Here is an 18,742-nt window from a genome sequence, read left to right on the forward strand (position 1 = left end):
CCATTCGGGCAGGCGTTTCCAGACCCGGAGTGCGTCCCCGGCGGGGGCGTTGGAAGGGCCGAGGGCGCCGGTGATGTAGGGCGCCCATGCCCAACCGGCGGCGCCCATTCGCACCGCCAGCGCGCCGGCGTCGCGGTTGGCGGGGGTGTCGCGGCCGGCGGACAGGCGCGCCAGCAACGTTTCCACAAGGGTCGGCAGCAGGGCGGCCGCGTCCTCCATATCGGCGGGCGGCTCCATATCCAGTGCCAGCGCCAGGCCGCGCACAGTGGGGGCGGCGGGGGCGGCGGGCCGCACGAAGGCGTAGAGTTCCAGCAGGTCGAAGCACGGGCGCGGGCGCAGTCCCAGGCGACGCAGCGTCACCGGGGCGTGCACCAGGAGCGGCGTGGCGCTGCCCAGCAGGCGCAAGATGTCCGCGTGCGAGCCCGATGCGAGTTCGCCGTCATCGGTGAGGATGCTAGCCCGCCCGTGGCCGGCGACGATCGCGGCGGTCTGTGGCGTTGCCAGTTGCGGGGAATTCATACCCCGGTATATGGCCGTCGAGCGCGCCGTGGCGAGCGGGGGGCAGAACTATGCTGGAGCCAATTGACCCAAGAGGGCGCAATTCCTAGCGTGCGGCCGATGTCCGACACAGTTCGCAACACCGATTTTTCCCTGCCCAAGGCCTGGCCGTTCGAGGAAGCCGCCAAAGTCGCCGCCCGGTTGGAGGCGTCGGGCAAAGCGGAGGCGTTGTTCGAGACGGGCTACGGCCCCTCCGGCCTGCCGCATATCGGCACGTTCGGGGAGGTGGCGCGGACCACCTGGGTTCGCAACGCGTTCACCACGCTGACGGGCAAGCCGTCCCGCCTGCTGGCGTTCAGCGACGATATGGACGGGCTGCGCAAGGTGCCGGACAACGTGCCGAACGGCGCCATGCTGCGGGAATTCCTGGGCAAGCCGCTGACCCAGGTGCCGGACCCATTCGGCACGCATGACAGTTTCGGGGCGCATAACAACGCCCGGCTGCGCGCCTTCCTGGATGGGTTCGGCTTCGAGTACGAATTCGCATCCGCCACCGAATATTACCTCTCGGGCCGGTTCGACGCGGCCCTGCTGCGGGTGCTGAGCCTGCATGAGGAGATCCGCCAGGTCATCCTGCCGACGTTGGGGCCAGAGCGGCGGGCCACCTACTCGCCGATCCTGCCGATCCATCCGGTGACCGGCGAGGTGATGCAGGTCGTGATCGAACAGACCGACGCAGTGGGGGGCACCGTGACCTGGACCGACGCGGCGGGTGAGCGTTTCACCACCGCCGTAACGGGCGGGGCGTGCAAGCTGCAGTGGAAGGCGGATTGGGCCATGCGATGGCATGCGCTGAACGTCGATTACGAGATGAGCGGCAAGGACCTGATCGATAGCGTGAAGCTGTCCGGGCGGATCTGCGGCGTGCTCGGCTCCAAGCCACCGGTCGGCTACACGTACGAGCTGTTCCTGGACGAGCATTCGCAGAAGATCAGCAAGAGCAAGGGCAACGGCCTATCGGTGGATGAGTGGCTGCGCTACGCTCCGCCCGAAAGTCTGGGTCAATTCATGTATCATCAGCCGCAGCGCGCGAAGCGGCTGTTTTTCGACGTCATTCCCCGCGCCGTGGACGATTACATCGCCCATGTGTCGAAGGGTGGCGATGACCCGGCGAGCCCGGCCTGGCATATTGGCGGCGGGCGCATTCCGAACGATGCCGGCAGCCCGATCCCGTTTACGATGCTGCTGAACCTGGCCAGCGTGGTGAATGCCGACCGGCCAGATATGCTGTGGGGCTTCATCCGGCGCTATCACCCGGGCGCCGGGCCGGAGTCGACCCCGTTCCTGGCGCGACTGGTGGATTACGCGGTGGCGTATTACCGGGATTTCGTGCGCCCGGCGAAGCGGTTCCGCCCCGCCACCGAGATCGAGGCCGCGGCGCTGAGCGACCTGGCCGACACACTGGCCGCCATGCCCACCGACAGCACGGCCGAATTCATCCAGGACGAGGTGTACGCAGTCGGCAAGCGCCACCCCTTCCCTGCCCTGAAGAACTGGTTCGAGTGTCTGTATCAGGTGCTGCTGGGCCAGCAGGAGGGGCCGCGTTTTGGCGGGTTCGTGGCGCTGTATGGCGTGTCCGAAACCGTGACGCTGATCCGCGACGCGCTCAATAGACCGGCAGAGGCAGCGTGAAACGGTATCTTCGACACCTTCCTGCGCTGCTCGGCGTCCTGTTGCTGGTGGGCGCCATCTACGTCGTGCAACGGGAATTCCGGCACCTCAAACTATCCGACATCAAAATTGCGCTGGCGGCGATCCCGGCCAGCGCGCTGATCATCTCGTTTGGCTGGACGGTGCTGTCCTACGGGGTGCTGACGTTCTACGACCGGCTCGGCACGATCTATGCCGGGCACAAGGTGACGTATCGCCGCGTCGCCTTCGCCTCGTTCTGCGCCTACGCACTGTCGCATAACCTGGGCTTTGCCGCGGTGTCGGGTGCGGCCGTGCGCTACCGGCTGTACTCCCATTGGGGGCTGACGGCGGTGCAGATCGCCAAGGTGGTGGGGTTCTGCTCGCTGACGTTCGGGCTGGGCGGGCTGGTGTTGGGCGGCTGCATCCTGTTTTTCGAGCCGCTTTCGGTGCCGTTCTTCGCCAAGGTCCTGCCGCTATGGGCGTTCTACGCCATAGGGACGGCGATGTGGGCCGTGGTTGCGACGTATGTCGTGATCTCCAAGGTCGCCGGCACGGTCCGGGTGCGTGGGCACGAGTTCAACCTACCCAACTGGCGCATGGCGGTGGTGCAGGTGGCGCTTGCGTCCGTCGACGTGGCAGTGACGGCGGCGATCTTCTACGCGCTGATCCCGCCGACGCCGGGGCTGACGTATCTGCGGTTCCTGGCCTGTTACCTTGCGTCCTACAGCGCCGGGTTGATCGCAAACTTGCCCGGCGGGTTGGGCGTGTTCGACACGGCGATGCTGCTGGGGTTGGAGCCGTATTTGCCGCCGCCGGTGATCCTGGGCGCGATCCTGGTATTCCGGCTGTATTACTACATCATCCCCCTGTTCATGGCCGGCACTATGTTCGCGCTGAACGAGATCCTGCTGCGCGGCGGGGCGCTGGTGAAGGGTGGCAAGGTCGGTCGCAGCCTGCAGGGCCTGGTGCGTATCAGCGAGCCGGATTTTGCGGTGGGCGCGGCAACCGGTGCAGTGGCGATCTGCGGCGCGCTACTGCTGTCGCTGGGCGTGCTGGACGACCGGCCGGATTTTTCCTGGATCGACCCGGATTTCGCCGATATGGCGGCAAGCGCCGGGCAGTTCGTGCCCTCGCTGATCGGGGCGGCGCTGATGGTGCTGGCGATCGGGCTGTCGCAGCGGGTAACCCTGGCCTGGGGCGGCACGATCGCGCTGCTGCTGGTGGCGGCGGGATACACTGCGGCGCAGGGCAATCAGCTCTGGATCTCCGCCGTGCTGGCGTTGTCTGCGGTGCTGGTGGCGCCGTTCCGCGACGCGTTCTACCGGCATGCCCGGGTGCTGACGAGCACGTTGCAGGCGGAGGTGATGGTGCCGCTGATCGCGCTGGCGGTGTGCGTGATCGCGCTCGCCGCGTTCGAGCCGCAGGTGCGCCGCCTGTCGGAGAATTCGTGGTGGGAGATCGTGCTGTCCCCCGACCTGCCCAACAGCCTGCGCGTGGTGATGGCGCTGGCCGTGCTGATGGCCCTATTGGCGCTGTGGCGGCTGCTGCGGCCGGGACATGTGACGTGGCTGCCCTGGGCTGGCGAGGGCCGGCTGCGCTATGCCTCACTGGGTGCGCAGCCGCCGAACCAGGCTGATGGCATCGTGATGGGTGAGGCCGGACGGTCCGGCATTCCGTTCCTGCGGATGGGACGGGTGATGCTGGGGCTGGGTGACCCGGCGGGCTCGCCGGCGGACCGGATTTCCGCAATCTGGCGCCTGCGCGACCTGGCGGCGCAGGAAGGGCTGGACCCGGCAGTGTGGCGGGCCGGGCCGGGCCTGCTGAAGGTGTATGGCGATCTGGGACTGACCGCCCTGCCGCTGGGGCCGGACGGTCAGTTGCTGCCGGAGAATGCGGACAGCCAGCCTGCCGCGCTGGAATATCTCTGCTGCGTCGCCGAGCGCGACCTGGTGACGCTGGAGCCGCAATTGCACTTGCTAGCCGAACGCGAGTTGGACGCGGCCGAGTAGCCGCCGAAGGCTAGTTTCCAAGGTGCAGCAGGGCATCGCTGCGCAGGATCAGCAGCGTCCCGGTCATCTCCTGCACTGCCTCGCCGCGTTGGTTGTGGGTGGTGGTGCGGATGACGGCCAAACCGCGGTCCGGCTTGGAGCGGGATGGACGAAGCGACATCACCTCACTCACGGCGTGGAGTTCGTCATCGGGGCGCACCGGCGAGGACCAGGTGATATCGTTGATACGAATGCCCAGCCCACGTCCGCTCACCCCCTCCAGAATGCTCTCCAGCATCAGCCGCATGGTGAGCGACGCGGTGTGCCAGCCGCTGGCCACCAGGCTGCCGAACAAGGTGGCCTTCGCCGCAGTTTCGTCCATATGCTGCGGTTGAAAGTCGAATTGCGCCGCGAACTGCTTGATGTCTGCGGTCGTGACCGCACGGGGTGCGGAGGTAAATTTCTGCCCCACCTCGAATTGCTCGAACCCTGTTACCGGCATGCTGTTCCTCCCTTATCGTGGCCGCCCCTGTTCCTAGATGGGGTGGCAGTTGCTATTTGATATATTCTACGCAGATGCCGTCTCGATCCTGTGACTGTCAGACCATAAGAGGACATCTGTTTTGCCAATTGCTGTGATTCAGGACCGCATCAGCGAAGGGCGGCCGCATCCGCTCGGCGCAACCTGGGATGGGCTCGGCGTAAACTTCGCACTGTTCTCCGCCTACGCCGAGAAGGTCGAATTGTGCCTGTTCGACGAGGCGGGCACCACGGAGTTGGAGCGGATCGAACTGCCAGAATACACCGACGAGGTGTTCCACGGCTACCTGAAGGATGCGCGGCCGGGAACGGTCTACGGCTATCGCGTCCACGGCCCATACCAGCCGGCGGAGGGACATCGTTTCAACCACCACAAACTGCTGCTGGACCCTTATGCCAAGGCGCATGTCGGCACGCTGAAATGGGATCCGGCCTGTTACGGTTACACCTTGGGGCACAAGGACGGCGATTTGTCGTTCGACACCCGGGACAGCGCGCCCTACGTGCCGAAATGCCGCGTGATCGACCCGGCGTTCACCTGGGGACGCGACCACTCGCCCATGGTGCCCTGGGAACGCACCATCCTGTATGAGGCGCATGTTCGCGGTTACACCAAGCTGCATCCGCAGGTGCCGAAGGCACTGCGTGGGACGTTCGCCGGGTTCGCGCGGCCGGAGATCCTGGATTATATCCGCGCGCTGGGCGTCACGTCGGTCGAATTGCTGCCGGTGCAGACCTTCGTCAACGACGAGAACCTGTTGCGCCAGGGGCTGACGAATTACTGGGGCTACAACTCGATCGGCTTCTTCGCACCCGATCCTCGATATGCCTTCAGCCCGGAATTCGCGTTTTCCGAGTTCAAGCAGATGGTGGCCCGGTTTCACGAGGCCGGGCTCGAGGTGATCCTGGACGTGGTCTACAACCACACGGCCGAGGGAAATGAACAGGGGGCGACCCTGTCATTCCGCGGCATCGACAATCGCAGCTACTACCGGCTGATGCCGCGGGATAGGCGGCTGTACATCAACGACACGGGTACAGGAAATACCGTCAACATCAGCCATCCGCGGGTGCTTCAGATGGTGACGGATAGCCTGCGTTACTGGGTGACGGAGATGCATGTAGACGGGTTCCGCTTCGACCTGGCCACCATCCTGGCGCGCGAGGATCACGGATTCGACGAGGGCGGCGGGTTCCTGGATACCTGCCGGCAAGACCCGGTGTTGTCCGGCGTGAAGCTGATTGCGGAGCCGTGGGACATCGGGCCCGGCGGCTATCAGGTGGGGCAGTTTCCGCCGGGTTGGGCGGAGTGGAACGACAAATACCGGGACACGACGCGGGCGTTCTGGAAGGCGGAGGCGCCGGTGTCGGAAATGGCCGCGCGGCTATCCGCCTCGGCCGGGGAATTCAACCGACGGGGGCGGCGGCCGTGGTCTTCCGTCAACTTCATCACCGCGCATGACGGTTTCACGCTGAACGACGCGGTTTCGTTCAACGAGAAGCACAACGCGGCGAATGGCGAGGACAACCAGGACGGCAACAGCAACAACATCAGTTGGAATTGCGGCGTCGAGGGCCCGACCAGCGACTCGGCGATCAACGCCCTGCGCGAGCGGCAGATCCGCAACATGCTGGCGACCCTGCTGCTGAGCCAAGGGACGCCGATGCTGCTCGCAGGGGATGAGTTCGGCCGCACCCAGGGTGGCAACAACAACCCGTACAACCAGGACAATACGATTTCCTGGCTAGATTGGAGCATTGGGGAACGCGGACAGCGGCTGGTCAGCTTCGTGCAGGAATTGACTACGCTGCGCCATCGCTACCCGATTTTACGCCGTGGCCGGTATCTCACGGGAGAAATGGATCCGCTATCGGGCGTGCGCGACGTGGCCTGGCTGAACGCCGGCGGGACGGAGATGACCGGCGAGGATTGGGGCGACGGCAATTTGCGCTGCTTCGGTATGCTGCTGGATGGGCGTGCGAGGGCGACGGGCGTGCGCCGGGTGTCGAGCGATAGCTCTATGCTGATCGTGCTGAATTCGCATCATGAGGGTGTGGGCTTCACCCTGCCCGCAGTGGCCGGGGGCACCGTGTGGCGGCTGGTGTTCGACACCAACGCGCCGAACCATGAGGAAGAAGTCAGCGTCGGGGACGAATACGTCGTGACGGGGCGGTCGGTGCTGCTGTTCGAACGGGTGGTTCCCCGCGAACCGGAACGTCGCCGTCGGTCCGTGCGTCGCCGGGTTACCGATTTGCCGACGCACGGGGACGACTGACGGGTTGCTCCCCTCGCCCGATGAGGTCGAGGGGAGCGTTGCGGGCTAGTCGGCGATGCGGGACGACTTCTTCGTGTCGCGCATGGTCGCGTAGACCAATAGGGACAGGAAGATCAGTAGCGTCACGTACCAGTAGAACCAGTCCTCGTGCCCGTTTTGCTTGAACGACAGCGCGATGAGCGGTGCGGTGCCACCGAAGATCGACGCCGCCAACGCGTAGGGTAAACCAACGCCAAGCGCACGGATGCCGGCGGGAAATAGCTCCGCCTTCACCACGGCGTTGATCGAGGTGTAGCCCGACACGATCACGAGCGCCGCCAGCACCAGCCATAGCGCACCCATATACGTATGCGTGCCGCCGAGCGCCGTGAGGATCGGCACGGTGCAGAGCGTGCCGAGAATGCCGAACCACAGCAGCACCGGCTTGCGGCCGATGATGTCGCTGATGAAGCCGAACAGCGGCTGCATGAGTGCAAACAGCAGCAGGGTGATGAACGAGATCTGGGCCACCCAGCTCGGGTCCAGCTTCAGCGTGTTGGACAGGTAGGTCGGCATGTAGCTGCTGAAGGTGTAGAACGCCGTGGTGCCGCCCATGGTGAGGCCGAACACCAGCAGCAATTCGCGCGGGTGTTCCGCCAAGGCGCGGAATACGTTGATCCGCGGGCCGCGCTGGACGCGCTTGAACTCGTCGGTTTCCGGCAGATGGCGGCGGAGATACAGGCCGTACAGGGCACACGCCGCGCCGATGACGAACGGGATGCGCCAGCCCCACGCGATGAGTTCCGCCCTGGTGAACCAAAGCTGCATCACCAGCAGCACCAGCGCCGCCAACACCTGGCCGCCGATGAGTGTCACGTATTGGAACGAGCTGTAAAAGCCGCGCCATTTCGAGCCCGCCATCTCGCTGAGATAGGTGGCGGAGGAGGCGTATTCGCCGCCGAGCGAGATACCCTGCAGCAGGCGGGCGAGCAGCAGCAGGATCGGCGCCCAGATGCCGACCTGGGCGTAGGTTGGCAGGATCGCCACCAGGGCCGACCCGGCGCACATCAGCATCACCGACAGGGTGAGCGCGGCGCGGCGGCCGTAGCGGTCGGCGTAATAGCCCAGGAACAGCCCGCCAACCGGGCGAATGAAGAAGCCGACGGCGTAGATGCCGAAGACGTTGATGAACTGGACGGTCGGGTCGTTGCTGGCGGAAAACAGGCCGGCGAAATACACCGCGAACGAGTTGTAGACGTAGAAATCATACCACTCGATCAGATTGCCGATCGATCCGCCGAAGATCGCGCGCAGGCGGCGCCCCACATCGGCCGCGCTGCCTTCTGTGGGACCAACGTTCTGCGTCGCACTCATTCCCGACTCCCCTAAACCGATTGTAACCATGCCGACACCGCCGGGCAGTGTCGATGGCGCGCAGGCGGACTTCCGTCGGGGGCGGGCGCAGTGTAACGCCAGGGCCATGGCTGCCTCACCCGCTATCGCCCAATGGCTCGCTGCGAAGGAAGAACAGCCAGATGCGCTGTTGTTCTTCCGGATGGGCGATTTCTACGAATTGTTCTTCGACGACGCGGTGGCGGCGGCCGCCGCACTCGGCATCGCGCTGACCCATCGCGGCACGCATGAGGACAAGCCGATCCAGATGTGCGGCGTGCCGATCCACGCCGCAGAGGGCTATCTGGCCCGGCTCATCCGGCGTGGGTTCCGGGTGGCGGTGGCCGAGCAGATGGAGGCGGCGTCCGCCCGCGTGGGCAAGGGACCGCTGCGGCGGGAGATCGTGCGGCTGGTGACGCCGGGCACGCTGACGGAAGAGGCGCTGCTGGAGGGTGGCCGCGCCAATCTGCTGCTGGCGCTGGCCCGGGTGGGGCGCGAAGTGGGGGCGGCATGGCTGGATATCTCCACCGGGTTGTTCGAGACGGAGGCGGTGGGCGATTTGCCTGCCCTGCTGGGCCGGCTGGACCCGGCGGAAATCCTGGCGCCGACCGACCTGAATTTGGGCGATTACGAGCCTCGCCGGGCGCCGGATACGCTGCCGCCGCCTCCCTTGGCAGCACGGGCTCGGGTGGCGGAGGCGTTCGGGGCGGCGACGCTGGATGGGTTTGGCGCCTTCACCGATTCGGAGGCGATGGCGGCGGCGACGGCGCTGGCCTACGTCCGCACGACGCAGGCGGGCAAGCTGCCGACGCTGTCGCCGCCGGCGAAGAATGAGAGCACCGGTGCGCTGGCGATGGACGCCGCCACCCGCGCCAGCCTGGAGATTACCCGGGCACGCGATGGGTCGGTGGAGCACACGCTGCTCGGTTCCGTTGGCAACACGCTGACGGCACCGGGCGCGCGCATGCTGGCGGACTGGCTATCCGCCCCGTTGACCGACCCGGTGGCGATTGGGGCGCGCCAGATTGCGTGGGGCGGTTTGCTGGGCGAGCCCCCGGCAACGGCGGCGTTGCGCACGACGCTGCGGGGTGCGCCAGACGCGACGCGGTCGCTGGGGCGATTGTCGCTGGGGCGTGGCGGGCCGCGGGATTTGCTGGCGATCCGGCAGGTGATCGCGGTGGCGCTGGAGGCGGCGATCACGCTGGCGGGGGTGAAAAGCCCAGGCGAGACGCCGCTGCTGGACCGGCTGGCCACGGATCTGCGGGTCGACCCGGCGCTCGCGGAGCGGTTGCGCCTGGCGCTGGCCGACTCGCCGCCGCTGCGGCTGGATGATGGGGGCGCCATTGCGGAGGGATTCGATGGGGAGTTGGACGCCGAACGGCGGCTGCGGGACGACAGCCGCCGGGTGATCAGCGGGCTGCAATTGGACTACGCCCAGCGCTACGGCGTGGCGGCGCTGAAGATCCGGCATCATGCCCAGCTTGGCTACGTGATGGAGGTGCCGGCGGCGGCGGCGGATGGGCTGCGGGGGCATCAGGACCTGGTGTTGCGCCAATCCATGGCGAATGCCGCCCGCTTCACCAACCCCGATTTGGCCGAGTTGGATCGCCGGATCAGCGAAGCAGCGGGCCGGGCGGCGGCGCGGGAGGCGAAGATCTTCGCGGTGCTGGTGGCGGAGGTGCTGGAGCATGCCCAGGTCTTGCGCCGGGCCGCGGCCGCGCTGGCGACGCTGGACGTGCTGCAGAGCTGCGCCAGGCTGGCGGAGGCGGGCAATTGGTGCCGGCCGGAGGTGACGGGCGATACGGCGTTCCACGTGACCGCGGCCAGGCACCCGGTGGTGCAGGCGGCGCTGCCCACGGGGGTCGCCTTCCAGCCAAATGACTGCGATTTGTCGCCCGCACGGCGGATCTTGCTGCTGACTGGGCCGAATATGGCGGGTAAGTCGACATTTCTGCGGCAGAATGCGCTGCTGGTGATCCTGGCGCAGGCCGGGTTGCCGGTGCCGGCGGCGGCGGCGCGGATTGGCGTGGCGGACCGGCTGTTCAGCCGCGTGGGTGCCGCGGACGATCTGGCACGCGGCCGATCCACCTTCATGACGGAGATGACGGAAACGGCGGCGATCCTGAACCAGGCCGGGCCGCGCAGCCTGGTCGTGGTGGACGAGATCGGCCGCGGCACGGCGACGCTGGACGGGCTGGCGATTGCCTGGGCAGTGCTGGAGGCCCTGCACTCCCACATTCGTTGCAGGACGCTGTTTGCGACGCATTTCCACGAATTGGCCGGGTTGGGCCAGGCGTTGCCGCAGCTTTGTCCGCACGCGATGCGGGTGCGGGAGTGGAAGAACGAAATCGTGTTCCTGCACGAGGTAGGCGAAGGGGCGGCCGGCCGGTCCTGGGGGGTGCACGTCGCCAAGCTGGCGGGCATCCCTGCCGCGACCGTGCGGCGGGCTGCCGGGCTATTGACGGCGCTGGAACGCAGCAGCGCCACGGGGCCGGACCTGCCGCTATTCGCCGCGCTGCCCACGGCCGAACCAGCGCCGGATCGGCTGCGCACGACGTTGGACGGGATCGACCCCGACAAACTCTCCCCACGGGAAGCGTTGGATGCGCTCTATCATTTGAAGTCGCTCGCGCTATCATCGATCGAATGCTGACTATCCTCCCGTTGCCCGACGCGCCGGAAGCCGCCACCACGCTGCTGATGGAAGCGTTGGAGGCCGCACGCCAGCCGAGCGGCGTCTTGCCGCGGGATGCTGCCCTGGCGGTGTTCCGCCGGCATCTGACGCGGATCCAGCACCATGTGCGCGAGGCGTTCGAGCATTACCAGCTGACCGGGCTGGAGAGCGCCCGAGCGCTGGCGTCGCTGACCGATGGGCTGAACGGAGCGCTATACAGCTACGCCCGCAGCATGGTGAACGCGACCGAGCCGCTGGCGGTGGTGGCGACGGGCGGTTACGGGCGCGGCATGCTGGCGCCATTCAGCGATATCGATCTGCTGTTCATCACGCCGGAATCGCCGCCGCCAGAGACCTTGGCCGCGGTGGAGTTCAGCCTGTATTTCCTGTGGGATCTGGGGCTGAAGGTGGGACACGCGACCCGCACGGTGGCAGAATGCATTGCCGAGGCGGAGCGGGATGTGACGGTCCGCACCTCGATGATCGATGCGCGCGAGGTGGCGGGCGATACGGCGCTGTTCAGCCAGTTTTCGATCCGATTCTCCGCCGCTTGTGCCACGCACACGGCGGATTTCATTACGGCCAAGCAGGTCGAGCGGGATTTGCGGCATCGCCGGTTCGGCGAGAGCCCATTCCTGGTGGAGCCCAATATCAAAGAGGGCCGCGGCGGCCTGCGCGATCTGCAGACGCTGTATTGGATGACGCGCTACGTGTTCAACACGCGCGTCATGGGCGACCTGGTTGGCCCGCACAGCCCCGGCGGCGGCGTGCTGGTGGAGCGGGAGGCCAAGCATGCCCGCCGGTCCTGGGACTTTCTGTGGACGGTGCGGTTCCACCTGCACTACGTCGCCGGACGGGCGGAGGAGCGGCTGACCTTCGACATGCAGCCGGTGGTCGGCGCGCGAATGGGCTACACGCGGCATGGGCGGCAGGATGGAGTGGAGCGGTTCATGCGCCACTATTTCCTGACCGCACGGGAGGTGACGCGCATCACCGCCGTGCTGGAGCCGGCAATCGTGCGGGCTGCCCTGGGGCCGCCGGCGCTGGAGGAAACCACCGACGCGGCGCTGCTGGCGCAGGGCTTCGTGCTGGCGGATGGCAAGCTGTTGGCGGCGCCGGGCCGCGACTTCAAGGCCGAACCGATCCAGATGCTGCGGATGCTGCAGATTGCCCGGGACCGGGATTTGGCGCTGCATCCGCTGGCGATTCGGGCACTGATCCGGCACGATCGGTTGGCCGCTGAATTACGCGGCGATCCAGACGCGGCGGCGGTGTTCATGGATCTGCTGACGGGGGGACAGGATGGCGCCCGCTGGATGCACGTGTTGAACGAAACCGGGTTCCTGGGCCGCTATATTCCGGATTGGGCCCGAATCGTCGGCCAGATGCAGTTCGACACCTACCACGTGTTCACGGTGGACGAGCACACGATTGAGGCCGTGCGCGTGCTGGACACGCTGGACCGGGGCGAGTTGTCGGATGTGGCGCCGATCGCGTCGGGGCTGATGGAGGATTTGCAGTCCCGCCGGGCGTTGTATGTGGCGGCGTTGCTGCATGACATCGCCAAGGGCCGGGGCGGCGATCACTCCGAATTGGGCGCGGAGTTGGCGCTGGTCATCGGCCCGATGCTGGGGCTGGCGGCCGAGGAGACCGAGATGGTGTCCTGGCTGGTGCTGCAGCATCTGCTGCTGAGCCAGACCGCGTTCAAGCGCGATATCGACGATCCCAAGACCATTTTGGACGTGGTGGAGACCATTCAGTCGCCGGAGCGGCTAAAGCTGCTGCTGGTGTTGACGGTTGCCGACATGCGCGCCGTGTCGCCGCGAGTGTGGAATGGCTGGAAGGCGACGCTGCTGCGGGAGCTGTATGCCCGGGTCGCCGAAGTGCTGGCTGGCGGCTTGGCCACGACGGAGCGCGACGTGCGGGTGATTCGGGCCAAACAGGCCATTGCGGCCGAGTTGGCGGATTGGACGGAGGCGGAGCGGAGCTACTTCCTGGGGCTGGGCTATCCGAGTTACTGGCTGGGTTTCGACCCGGAAACCCATTTGCGCCATGCCCGACTGGTGCGGGAAGCACAGGCCACCGGCGCGCCGCTGACGGTGCAGGCGGAGCCCCTGCCCGCCCGTGCGGTCACCGAGATCACCGTTTACGCGGCCGACCATGCCGGGCTGTTCAGCCAGATTGCGGGGGCGCTCGCCGTCGCTGGGGCGTCCATCGTCGACGCCCGCATTCACACGCTGACCAATGGTATGGCGCTGGATACGTTCTGGGTGCAGGACGCTGCTGGCGGCGCGTTCGATGCGCCGCACCGGCTGGCCCGGCTGTCGGTGCTGGTCGAACAGGCGTTATCGGGCCGCCTGCAATTATCGGCGGAGATCCGCCGGGTGGGCGAAGCGCTGCTGGGGCGGCGAATGCGGGCGATCCATGTTCCGCCACGCGTGGTGATCGACAATCGCGCCAGCCACACCCATACGGTGATCGAGGTAAATGGGCGCGATCGCCCCGGCCTGCTGCACGATGTGACAGCGGCGATCAGCGATGAGGGGCTGCAAATTGCGTCGGCCCATGTAACGACCTACGGGGTGCGCGCGGTCGACGTGTTCTACGTTAAGGATGTGTTCGGGCTGAAGGTGGAGAATGATCGCAAACTGGCGTCGCTTCGCATCGCGCTCGCCGCGGCACTTGGTGGCCCGGACGACCTGGAGGCGATCCCGGTTCCGACGCCACCGAGGCGCCGCCGCGCCGCGCCGGTTTGAGAAAAGCTTGACGACACCGCCCGTCTTGTGGTGGTGCAAGAAGCCCTTAATGAGAATGCGCCCCATGTCCCGTCTTGTTGCTGCAGCCGTCTTGATGACCGCGATCTTCTCCGCGCCCATGTCGGCGCGCGCTGTGGAGCTTCCGTCCTTTCTGCAGATGGGGGACGCGTTTTGCACCAATCAGGCTGACTACGATGACTTTGCGGCGCACGGCAAAGTTCGCGCCAATTCCGCGATCGAAACCTGCGTCACCATCATCAAGCCGACGCGCGTCGCAATCATGGGCGGCCAGGGCAAGGCGAAGTCCATGGTGCGGGTGATGAATGGGCCGTACGCTTACTCCATCGGCTGGACGAACGGCGCGCTGCCACTCTCGAAGTAGGCTTCGACGAATCCCTGTCGTTGCTGCCGCATGCGCAATGGCGGCGGCGGATCCTCGTCCGGATCCGGCATGACGGGCGGTAGATCGATCGGGGAGCCGTCCGGATGTTCCAGCGGCGGCTGACCCGGTGGCGGCGGCGTACCCGGCGGGACCACGGGTTCCGGCATTTGGGCGTAGCGCATGCGCATCTTATCCTTCGATCCCCGACAAGGCTGCTGGCATTTCGGTGCGGCCCTCGCGCAGTTATTTAGCTTGCAACGGACTGGGTGAGGAAGATGCAAGGTGGCGCACGGTCATCCGACCGCCCAGTCACGCAGTTGGGGCATGCAGTTGGGCAGGTTTGCGAGATCCTGACGGCGGAGGATGCAGCGGCTCCAATAGAAAAGGCCAGGCTCGTTTCCGAGCCTGGCCCCTACGCGGCGGAGGATATTGAAACCTAGAGCGTCTTGATCTGGGTGGAGGCAACCGCGACGCCGTTGATGGTGAGCGTGGTGCCATCGGCGAGGATGTAGGTCGAGCCCGTGCCAGTTGGCGTCGAGACGGCCAGCGGGCTGGAACCGTAGCCGGTGAAGGAGAGCACGTCGCTCGCCTTGAAGCCGTTGATCGTGTCGAAGCCACCAGCTTTGCCAGACGTGAAGCTGAACGTGGTCGAAGCAGACCCGCTATCGACCAGCAGATCGTTGCCCGTGCCAGCAACGAGCGTGTTGCTGCTCGCAGCAGACACCAGCGTGTCGTTGCCGCCCGCGGCGGTGACCGTGGCATTGCCGAACGCAACGACGCTGTCGCCCGTGCTGGTGTCGGTTGCCACCAGGCCAGAATTCGGCCCAAGCGCTGTCGACGTGAAGATGCCCTTGACAGTCGCGCCGGCGGTGCCGGTGACGGTGATGGAGTCGACGCCGAAGCCCATGGTAACCAGCAGCGGGTTACCGGAGGTGTCGTTGACAATGAAGTTGCTGAAGCCGGTGTTGATCGACGTTTGACCCGAAGTGACATTCACCGTGTCGGTGCCGCCGCCTGCGACCGAAGCACCAGTGATGGTGTCGAAGCCGACGGAGGTGACGCTGCTGCTGCCCGTGCCCAGGTTGATCTGGTTGTTGCCGGTCGCGGCGTTGATCGTGCCGTTGCCCGTCAGCAGGTTGATGGTGTCGTTACCGCTGCCGGTCGCAACATTGTAGTTGCCGCCGCCGGACGTTGCGGTCTGGATGAGGTTGTTGCCGCCCGCCACAATGATCGTGTCGACAGCGCTGCCGGCCGAGGGGGTGATATTCGTGTAGGTGACGTTGCGCGCTGCACCCGGTGCACCGTTGCCTGCGAGCAGCGTGCCGCCGGCCGCGCCGCCCTGGATCGATACCGGGCCGGTCGCCGTGACGACGATATACTGATCCGCACCGTTTACGAACACTGCACCAATGGTCGGCGCATTGAATACCGCAACACCACCTGCCCCAGAGGCAGGCTCGGGTGCGACGATGCCGGAGGTGTAAGTAAACGGTGTTAGCGTACCCGCCGTGATCGCCTGGCTGATTGTTGCCGCAGTCGATTGGGCAACGCCAAGGTTATCCGTGGAAGAGAATGTTATGGAGGCGACGCCCCCATTGATTGTACCGCTTGCCATCTGCCGTTTATCCTCGCGCTGCCGAACATCGGTGCCATCAGTTACCGCAGTGCGGTATGACCATCAAGCCTAAAAATGCAGATCCGGATAACAGCCGTGTTATAATTCGGAGCCGGAATGTAATTGCAAATTGACCGATATCTCCTGCAACTAATTGAATTTGCTAAAGAAAATTTCAGACCGCTCCGAGTGTTCTATGTTTTTGAAATGAAAACGATTTGATTTAGGTGAGATCTCTAAATCCGGAATGTCTGTATCGATGTGCGAAGCAGCAAACTTTATCCCGAGTTACGAGACGATTAAAGCAACGCCGGGCGGCACGATCGCAGCCAACGCTGTGCAGTCGTCATCCAATTGACACATCATGATGTCAGCATTGCGACTCGTTTGGAGAGATCCCGCCGTGGCAGCAGGAGATTTGCCGGCCTGACGAATTCGACAGACTATTGCAACGCCAGTAGCATTCCCGTGCGACGCAGGAGATCAATTGCGATCGGCTGTATGGCTCAAAGCCGATTAATACTTTGTGACTCTTCAACTGTTATTTCAATCGCCAATGCCGCGCGTCCGAGACGCGCTGATTCCTGATGCTCTCCAGCACCGTTAAGACGTCAGCGTGACCTGAACATCGCCGTGCCGATGCAATGTCTCGACGGAGACTTGTTCTCCACTGCGCCGCACCGTCAAGCTTAGCATTGCCGTTCCCAGCGACAGGTTGCGCAGGGTGATCTGGTCTAGGAATGACGGCAGCATCGGGCGGTCCAGGCGCACGGTTCCGGTGCCGGGCTGGAATGACAGGCCGAGGCAGGCCTGCACCAGGGCCGGGAGCGTCGCAGCGGCCCAGGCCTGGGGCGAACAGGCAACCGGGTACGGCGTCGGTAATTGCCCCAGTCGCCGGGTAAAACCGCAGAACAGCTCGGGCAGCCGGCGCATCTCGAACGTGCCGCCGGCGGAATACAGGCCGCCAAATAGCCGTGCGGCCTCCGCGATCAGCCCATAGCGGGCGAAGCCTAGCGCGATCAGGGCGTTATCGTGTGGCCAGACCGAGCCGTTATGGTACGACATGGGGTTATAGCGCACTTCCCCCACCGCAAGTGTGCGAATGCCCCAGCCACTGAAGCACTCGGCAGACATCAGCCCGGCCGCCACCAAGGCTGCCCGTTCGGGCGAGGCGATGCCCGTGAGCAGAGCATGCCCGGCGTTCGACGCCCGCACATCGCACTGCGCGCCCGCGCCGTCCAGGGCCAGGACATAGGTCTTTAGGCGGTCGCTCCAGAATTTGGCTTCGAAGGCAATCTGCAGCCGGTCGGCGGCCGCGTCGAGGGCGGTGGCCCGCTCGTCGTGCCCCAACTGGCGCGCGATGTCCGCGGCTGCGCGCCGGGCGGCGTAGACGTAGCCCTGCACCTCACACAAGGTGATCGGGCCGGTCGCCAGGGTGCCATCGGCGTGGGAGATGCTGTCGTAGCTGTCTTTCCAGCCCTGGTTGGCCAGCCCGTCCTCGGTCATGCGGTGGTAGGAGACGAAGCCGTCGCCGTCGCCACGGTGGTCCATCCACCCCAAGGCGGCCTCGATATTCGGCCAGATGGCGCGCAAGGCTTCGACGTCGCCGGTGCGTTCCAAATAGGCGCCGGCAAGCATGACGAAAAGCGGCGTGGCGTCGACGCTGCCGTAGTAGCGGCGAAACGGGACCTCGCGCATTTCAGCCATTTCGCCTGCCCGGACCTCGTGCAGGATCTTGCCGGGTTCGGCGTCGGAGGATGGGTCGAACTCGGTCGCCTGTTCCTGCGCCAGGTAGCCCAGCACGCCGCGGGCGAGCGATGGGTCCTGCCATAGCACCAGCAATGCCGTGATGAGCGCGTCGCGGCCGAAGGCAGTGCTGAACCAGGGGATGCCGGCATAGGGGTATGGGCCGGTCGGCTTACTGGTGGTCAGCATGCGCAGATCGCTGGCGGCGCGAGCGATCGCCTCGTCGAATTCCGTGTTGGTCGATTCGATGGAGGCGGTTCTGGCGCTGCTGGCCCGCGCCGCACGCCGCGCCTGCAGAAGATAGGAACCGAAGGCGAGGCCGGGGCGGCGCTCGTCCACACGGTGTGGTTCGCATTCCACCTGGATGAACACGGTGGTGGCGTGCTTGCCGGGCAGCAATTGAACGCGGAACGCGGCGCAATCGGGCCCGAGGTCGACGGGCATGGGGTCAAACCGCAATAGGGTCTGGCGTGGCGCGTGGTCCAGACCGTTGTAGTCGACACGCACCGAATCCGGGGACACCACCCTCGCCTGCTGCGTGCCGCGCTGGAGGCGGTGCATGCCGCGGACTTCGAATAAATCGGCGAAATCGGACTCGAAGCCGACATGCACCATGATGTCGTATGGCTGCATACCGTGGTTGAACAGCGCCAGACGGCAGAAGCACGCGCCGCCCACCAGGAAGACCGAGCGGCGGATGTAGATCAGGCCCTGGTCGATCTCGATGCCGTGCACGTCGTAGATACGGGCATTGGTGAGGTTCGCCGTCAGCATCAGGTTGTCGCGGCTGAGGCTGGAACTGAGCAGCAGGGGGCGCGCGCCGCCGACCATGAGGCTGATCTGCGACAGGTGTCTGGTGTCGCGGTAATACAGCCCGTCGGTGCTGCCGGGGGTCGCGAGCATGTCGCCGATGCTGTCGAGCACGGCAAAATTGTCATCGTTCTTCAACACGTGGAAACGCCGCTCCTGCAGGGACGTCGCGGCGCTGACGGAATTGGGGTCTGGCGTGGCCCCGGGTGCGGCTTCGTTGGTTGGAAGAGTATCCATGCTTCGCCTTTCCTGTGCCGCCCTGCTGCCATCGCCATTGCCCAAATATCTACGCCAATGGGGCGGCGGATGCAGTTAAGAGAGGTCGGTCCATGCCGCAGCTTACGATTTAGCAGTAGCACGGGGTTGGCTTGGCGTGCCAATCCACGGCAGGTTG

At 65.6% G+C, this 18,742-nt stretch carries 11 protein-coding genes and 1 pseudogene; 6 read left to right on the top strand and 6 right to left on the bottom strand.

What is annotated here, in order from left to right; genetic code table 11:
* Positions 1–519 (bottom strand): annotated as a pseudogene (locus tag GSQ76_RS09675) (ATP-dependent DNA helicase); the annotation flags it as partial.
* Between the two features lie 99 nt (positions 520–618).
* On the opposite strand from GSQ76_RS09675, the gene GSQ76_RS09680 reads away from it, so the two are divergent.
* Both GSQ76_RS09680 and GSQ76_RS09685 read left to right on the top strand, forming a co-directional pair.
* Positions 619–2,190: a lysine--tRNA ligase gene (locus GSQ76_RS09680; RefSeq protein ID WP_158743709.1), complete on the top strand. Its 1,572-nt coding sequence runs from the start codon at positions 619–621 to the stop codon at positions 2,188–2,190.
* The gene (locus GSQ76_RS09685) at positions 2,187–4,199 is read left to right on the top strand and encodes a lysylphosphatidylglycerol synthase domain-containing protein (RefSeq protein WP_158743710.1); all 2,013 of its coding nucleotides are present in this window, start codon (positions 2,187–2,189) and stop codon (positions 4,197–4,199) included. The genes GSQ76_RS09680 and GSQ76_RS09685 overlap by 4 nt, the downstream gene beginning before the upstream one ends.
* Before the next feature lie 10 nt (positions 4,200–4,209).
* On the opposite strand, the gene GSQ76_RS09690 is transcribed toward GSQ76_RS09685, so the two are convergent.
* Positions 4,210–4,680: a MaoC family dehydratase gene (locus tag GSQ76_RS09690; protein WP_158743711.1), complete on the bottom strand. Its 471-nt coding sequence runs from the start codon at positions 4,678–4,680 to the stop codon at positions 4,210–4,212.
* Between the two features lie 121 nt (positions 4,681–4,801).
* On the opposite strand from GSQ76_RS09690, the gene glgX reads away from it, so the two are divergent.
* Positions 4,802–6,994, top strand: coding sequence for a glycogen debranching protein GlgX (gene glgX / locus GSQ76_RS09695; RefSeq protein WP_216850976.1), 2,193 nt, complete (start codon positions 4,802–4,804; stop codon positions 6,992–6,994).
* 45 nt (positions 6,995–7,039) lie between these two features.
* Here glgX and GSQ76_RS09700 read toward each other — a convergent pair whose 3' ends face one another.
* Positions 7,040–8,347, bottom strand: a complete 1,308-nt coding sequence (locus GSQ76_RS09700) for an MFS transporter (protein WP_174247317.1) — start codon at positions 8,345–8,347, stop codon at positions 7,040–7,042.
* 106 nt (positions 8,348–8,453) lie between these two features.
* On the opposite strand from GSQ76_RS09700, the gene mutS reads away from it, so the two are divergent.
* The 3 genes from mutS to GSQ76_RS09715 all read left to right on the top strand — a co-directional run bounded on the left by mutS (position 8,454) and on the right by GSQ76_RS09715 (position 14,177).
* The gene (gene mutS / locus GSQ76_RS09705; protein WP_158743863.1) at positions 8,454–11,018 is read left to right on the top strand and encodes a DNA mismatch repair protein MutS; all 2,565 of its coding nucleotides are present in this window, start codon (positions 8,454–8,456) and stop codon (positions 11,016–11,018) included.
* Positions 11,012–13,795: a [protein-PII] uridylyltransferase gene (locus GSQ76_RS09710; RefSeq protein ID WP_408836376.1), complete on the top strand. Its 2,784-nt coding sequence runs from the start codon at positions 11,012–11,014 to the stop codon at positions 13,793–13,795. The genes mutS and GSQ76_RS09710 overlap by 7 nt, the downstream gene beginning before the upstream one ends.
* Before the next feature lie 94 nt (positions 13,796–13,889).
* Positions 13,890–14,177 carry a hypothetical protein gene (locus tag GSQ76_RS09715; RefSeq protein WP_158743713.1) on the top strand — a complete coding sequence of 96 codons (288 nt, stop codon included), beginning with the start codon at positions 13,890–13,892 and terminating at the stop codon, positions 14,175–14,177.
* On the opposite strand, the gene GSQ76_RS09720 is transcribed toward GSQ76_RS09715, so the two are convergent.
* The 3 genes from GSQ76_RS09720 to GSQ76_RS09730 all read right to left on the bottom strand — a co-directional run bounded on the left by GSQ76_RS09720 (position 14,132) and on the right by GSQ76_RS09730 (position 18,585).
* Positions 14,132–14,359, bottom strand: a complete 228-nt coding sequence (locus GSQ76_RS09720; protein ID WP_158743714.1) for a hypothetical protein — start codon at positions 14,357–14,359, stop codon at positions 14,132–14,134. The genes GSQ76_RS09715 and GSQ76_RS09720 overlap by 46 nt on opposite strands.
* A gap of 254 nt (positions 14,360–14,613) precedes the next feature.
* A complete protein-coding gene (locus GSQ76_RS09725) occupies positions 14,614–15,792 on the bottom strand; it encodes a hypothetical protein (RefSeq protein WP_158743715.1) in 1,179 nt (392 codons plus the stop codon).
* Between the two features lie 603 nt (positions 15,793–16,395).
* On the bottom strand, positions 16,396–18,585 hold the full coding sequence (locus tag GSQ76_RS09730; RefSeq protein WP_158743716.1) for an amylo-alpha-1,6-glucosidase: 2,190 nt from the start codon (positions 18,583–18,585) through the stop codon (positions 16,396–16,398).
* Positions 18,586–18,742 lie beyond the last annotated feature (157 nt).

The sequence above is a fragment of the Acidisphaera sp. L21 genome (assembly GCF_009765685.1).
In the GTDB taxonomy this organism is placed as follows: Bacteria; Pseudomonadota; Alphaproteobacteria; order Acetobacterales; family Acetobacteraceae; genus LMUY01.

Bases quoted from the DNA above. Each gene is read 5' to 3' on its own strand.
- GSQ76_RS09730 (WP_158743716.1), bottom strand. From the start codon at position 18,585: ATGGATACTCTTCCAACCAACGAAGCCGCACCCGGGGCCACGCCAGAC.
- mutS (WP_158743863.1), top strand. From the start codon at position 8,454: ATGGCTGCCTCACCCGCTATCGCCCAATGGCTCGCTGCGAAGGAAGAA.
- GSQ76_RS09680 (WP_158743709.1), top strand. From the start codon at position 619: ATGTCCGACACAGTTCGCAACACCGATTTTTCCCTGCCCAAGGCCTGG.
- GSQ76_RS09715 (WP_158743713.1), top strand. From the start codon at position 13,890: ATGACCGCGATCTTCTCCGCGCCCATGTCGGCGCGCGCTGTGGAGCTT.
- GSQ76_RS09720 (WP_158743714.1), bottom strand. From the start codon at position 14,359: ATGCGCTACGCCCAAATGCCGGAACCCGTGGTCCCGCCGGGTACGCCG.
- GSQ76_RS09710 (WP_408836376.1), top strand. From the start codon at position 11,012: ATGCTGACTATCCTCCCGTTGCCCGACGCGCCGGAAGCCGCCACCACG.
- GSQ76_RS09700 (WP_174247317.1), bottom strand. From the start codon at position 8,347: ATGAGTGCGACGCAGAACGTTGGTCCCACAGAAGGCAGCGCGGCCGAT.
- GSQ76_RS09725 (WP_158743715.1), bottom strand. From the start codon at position 15,792: ATGGCAAGCGGTACAATCAATGGGGGCGTCGCCTCCATAACATTCTCT.
- GSQ76_RS09690 (WP_158743711.1), bottom strand. From the start codon at position 4,680: ATGCCGGTAACAGGGTTCGAGCAATTCGAGGTGGGGCAGAAATTTACC.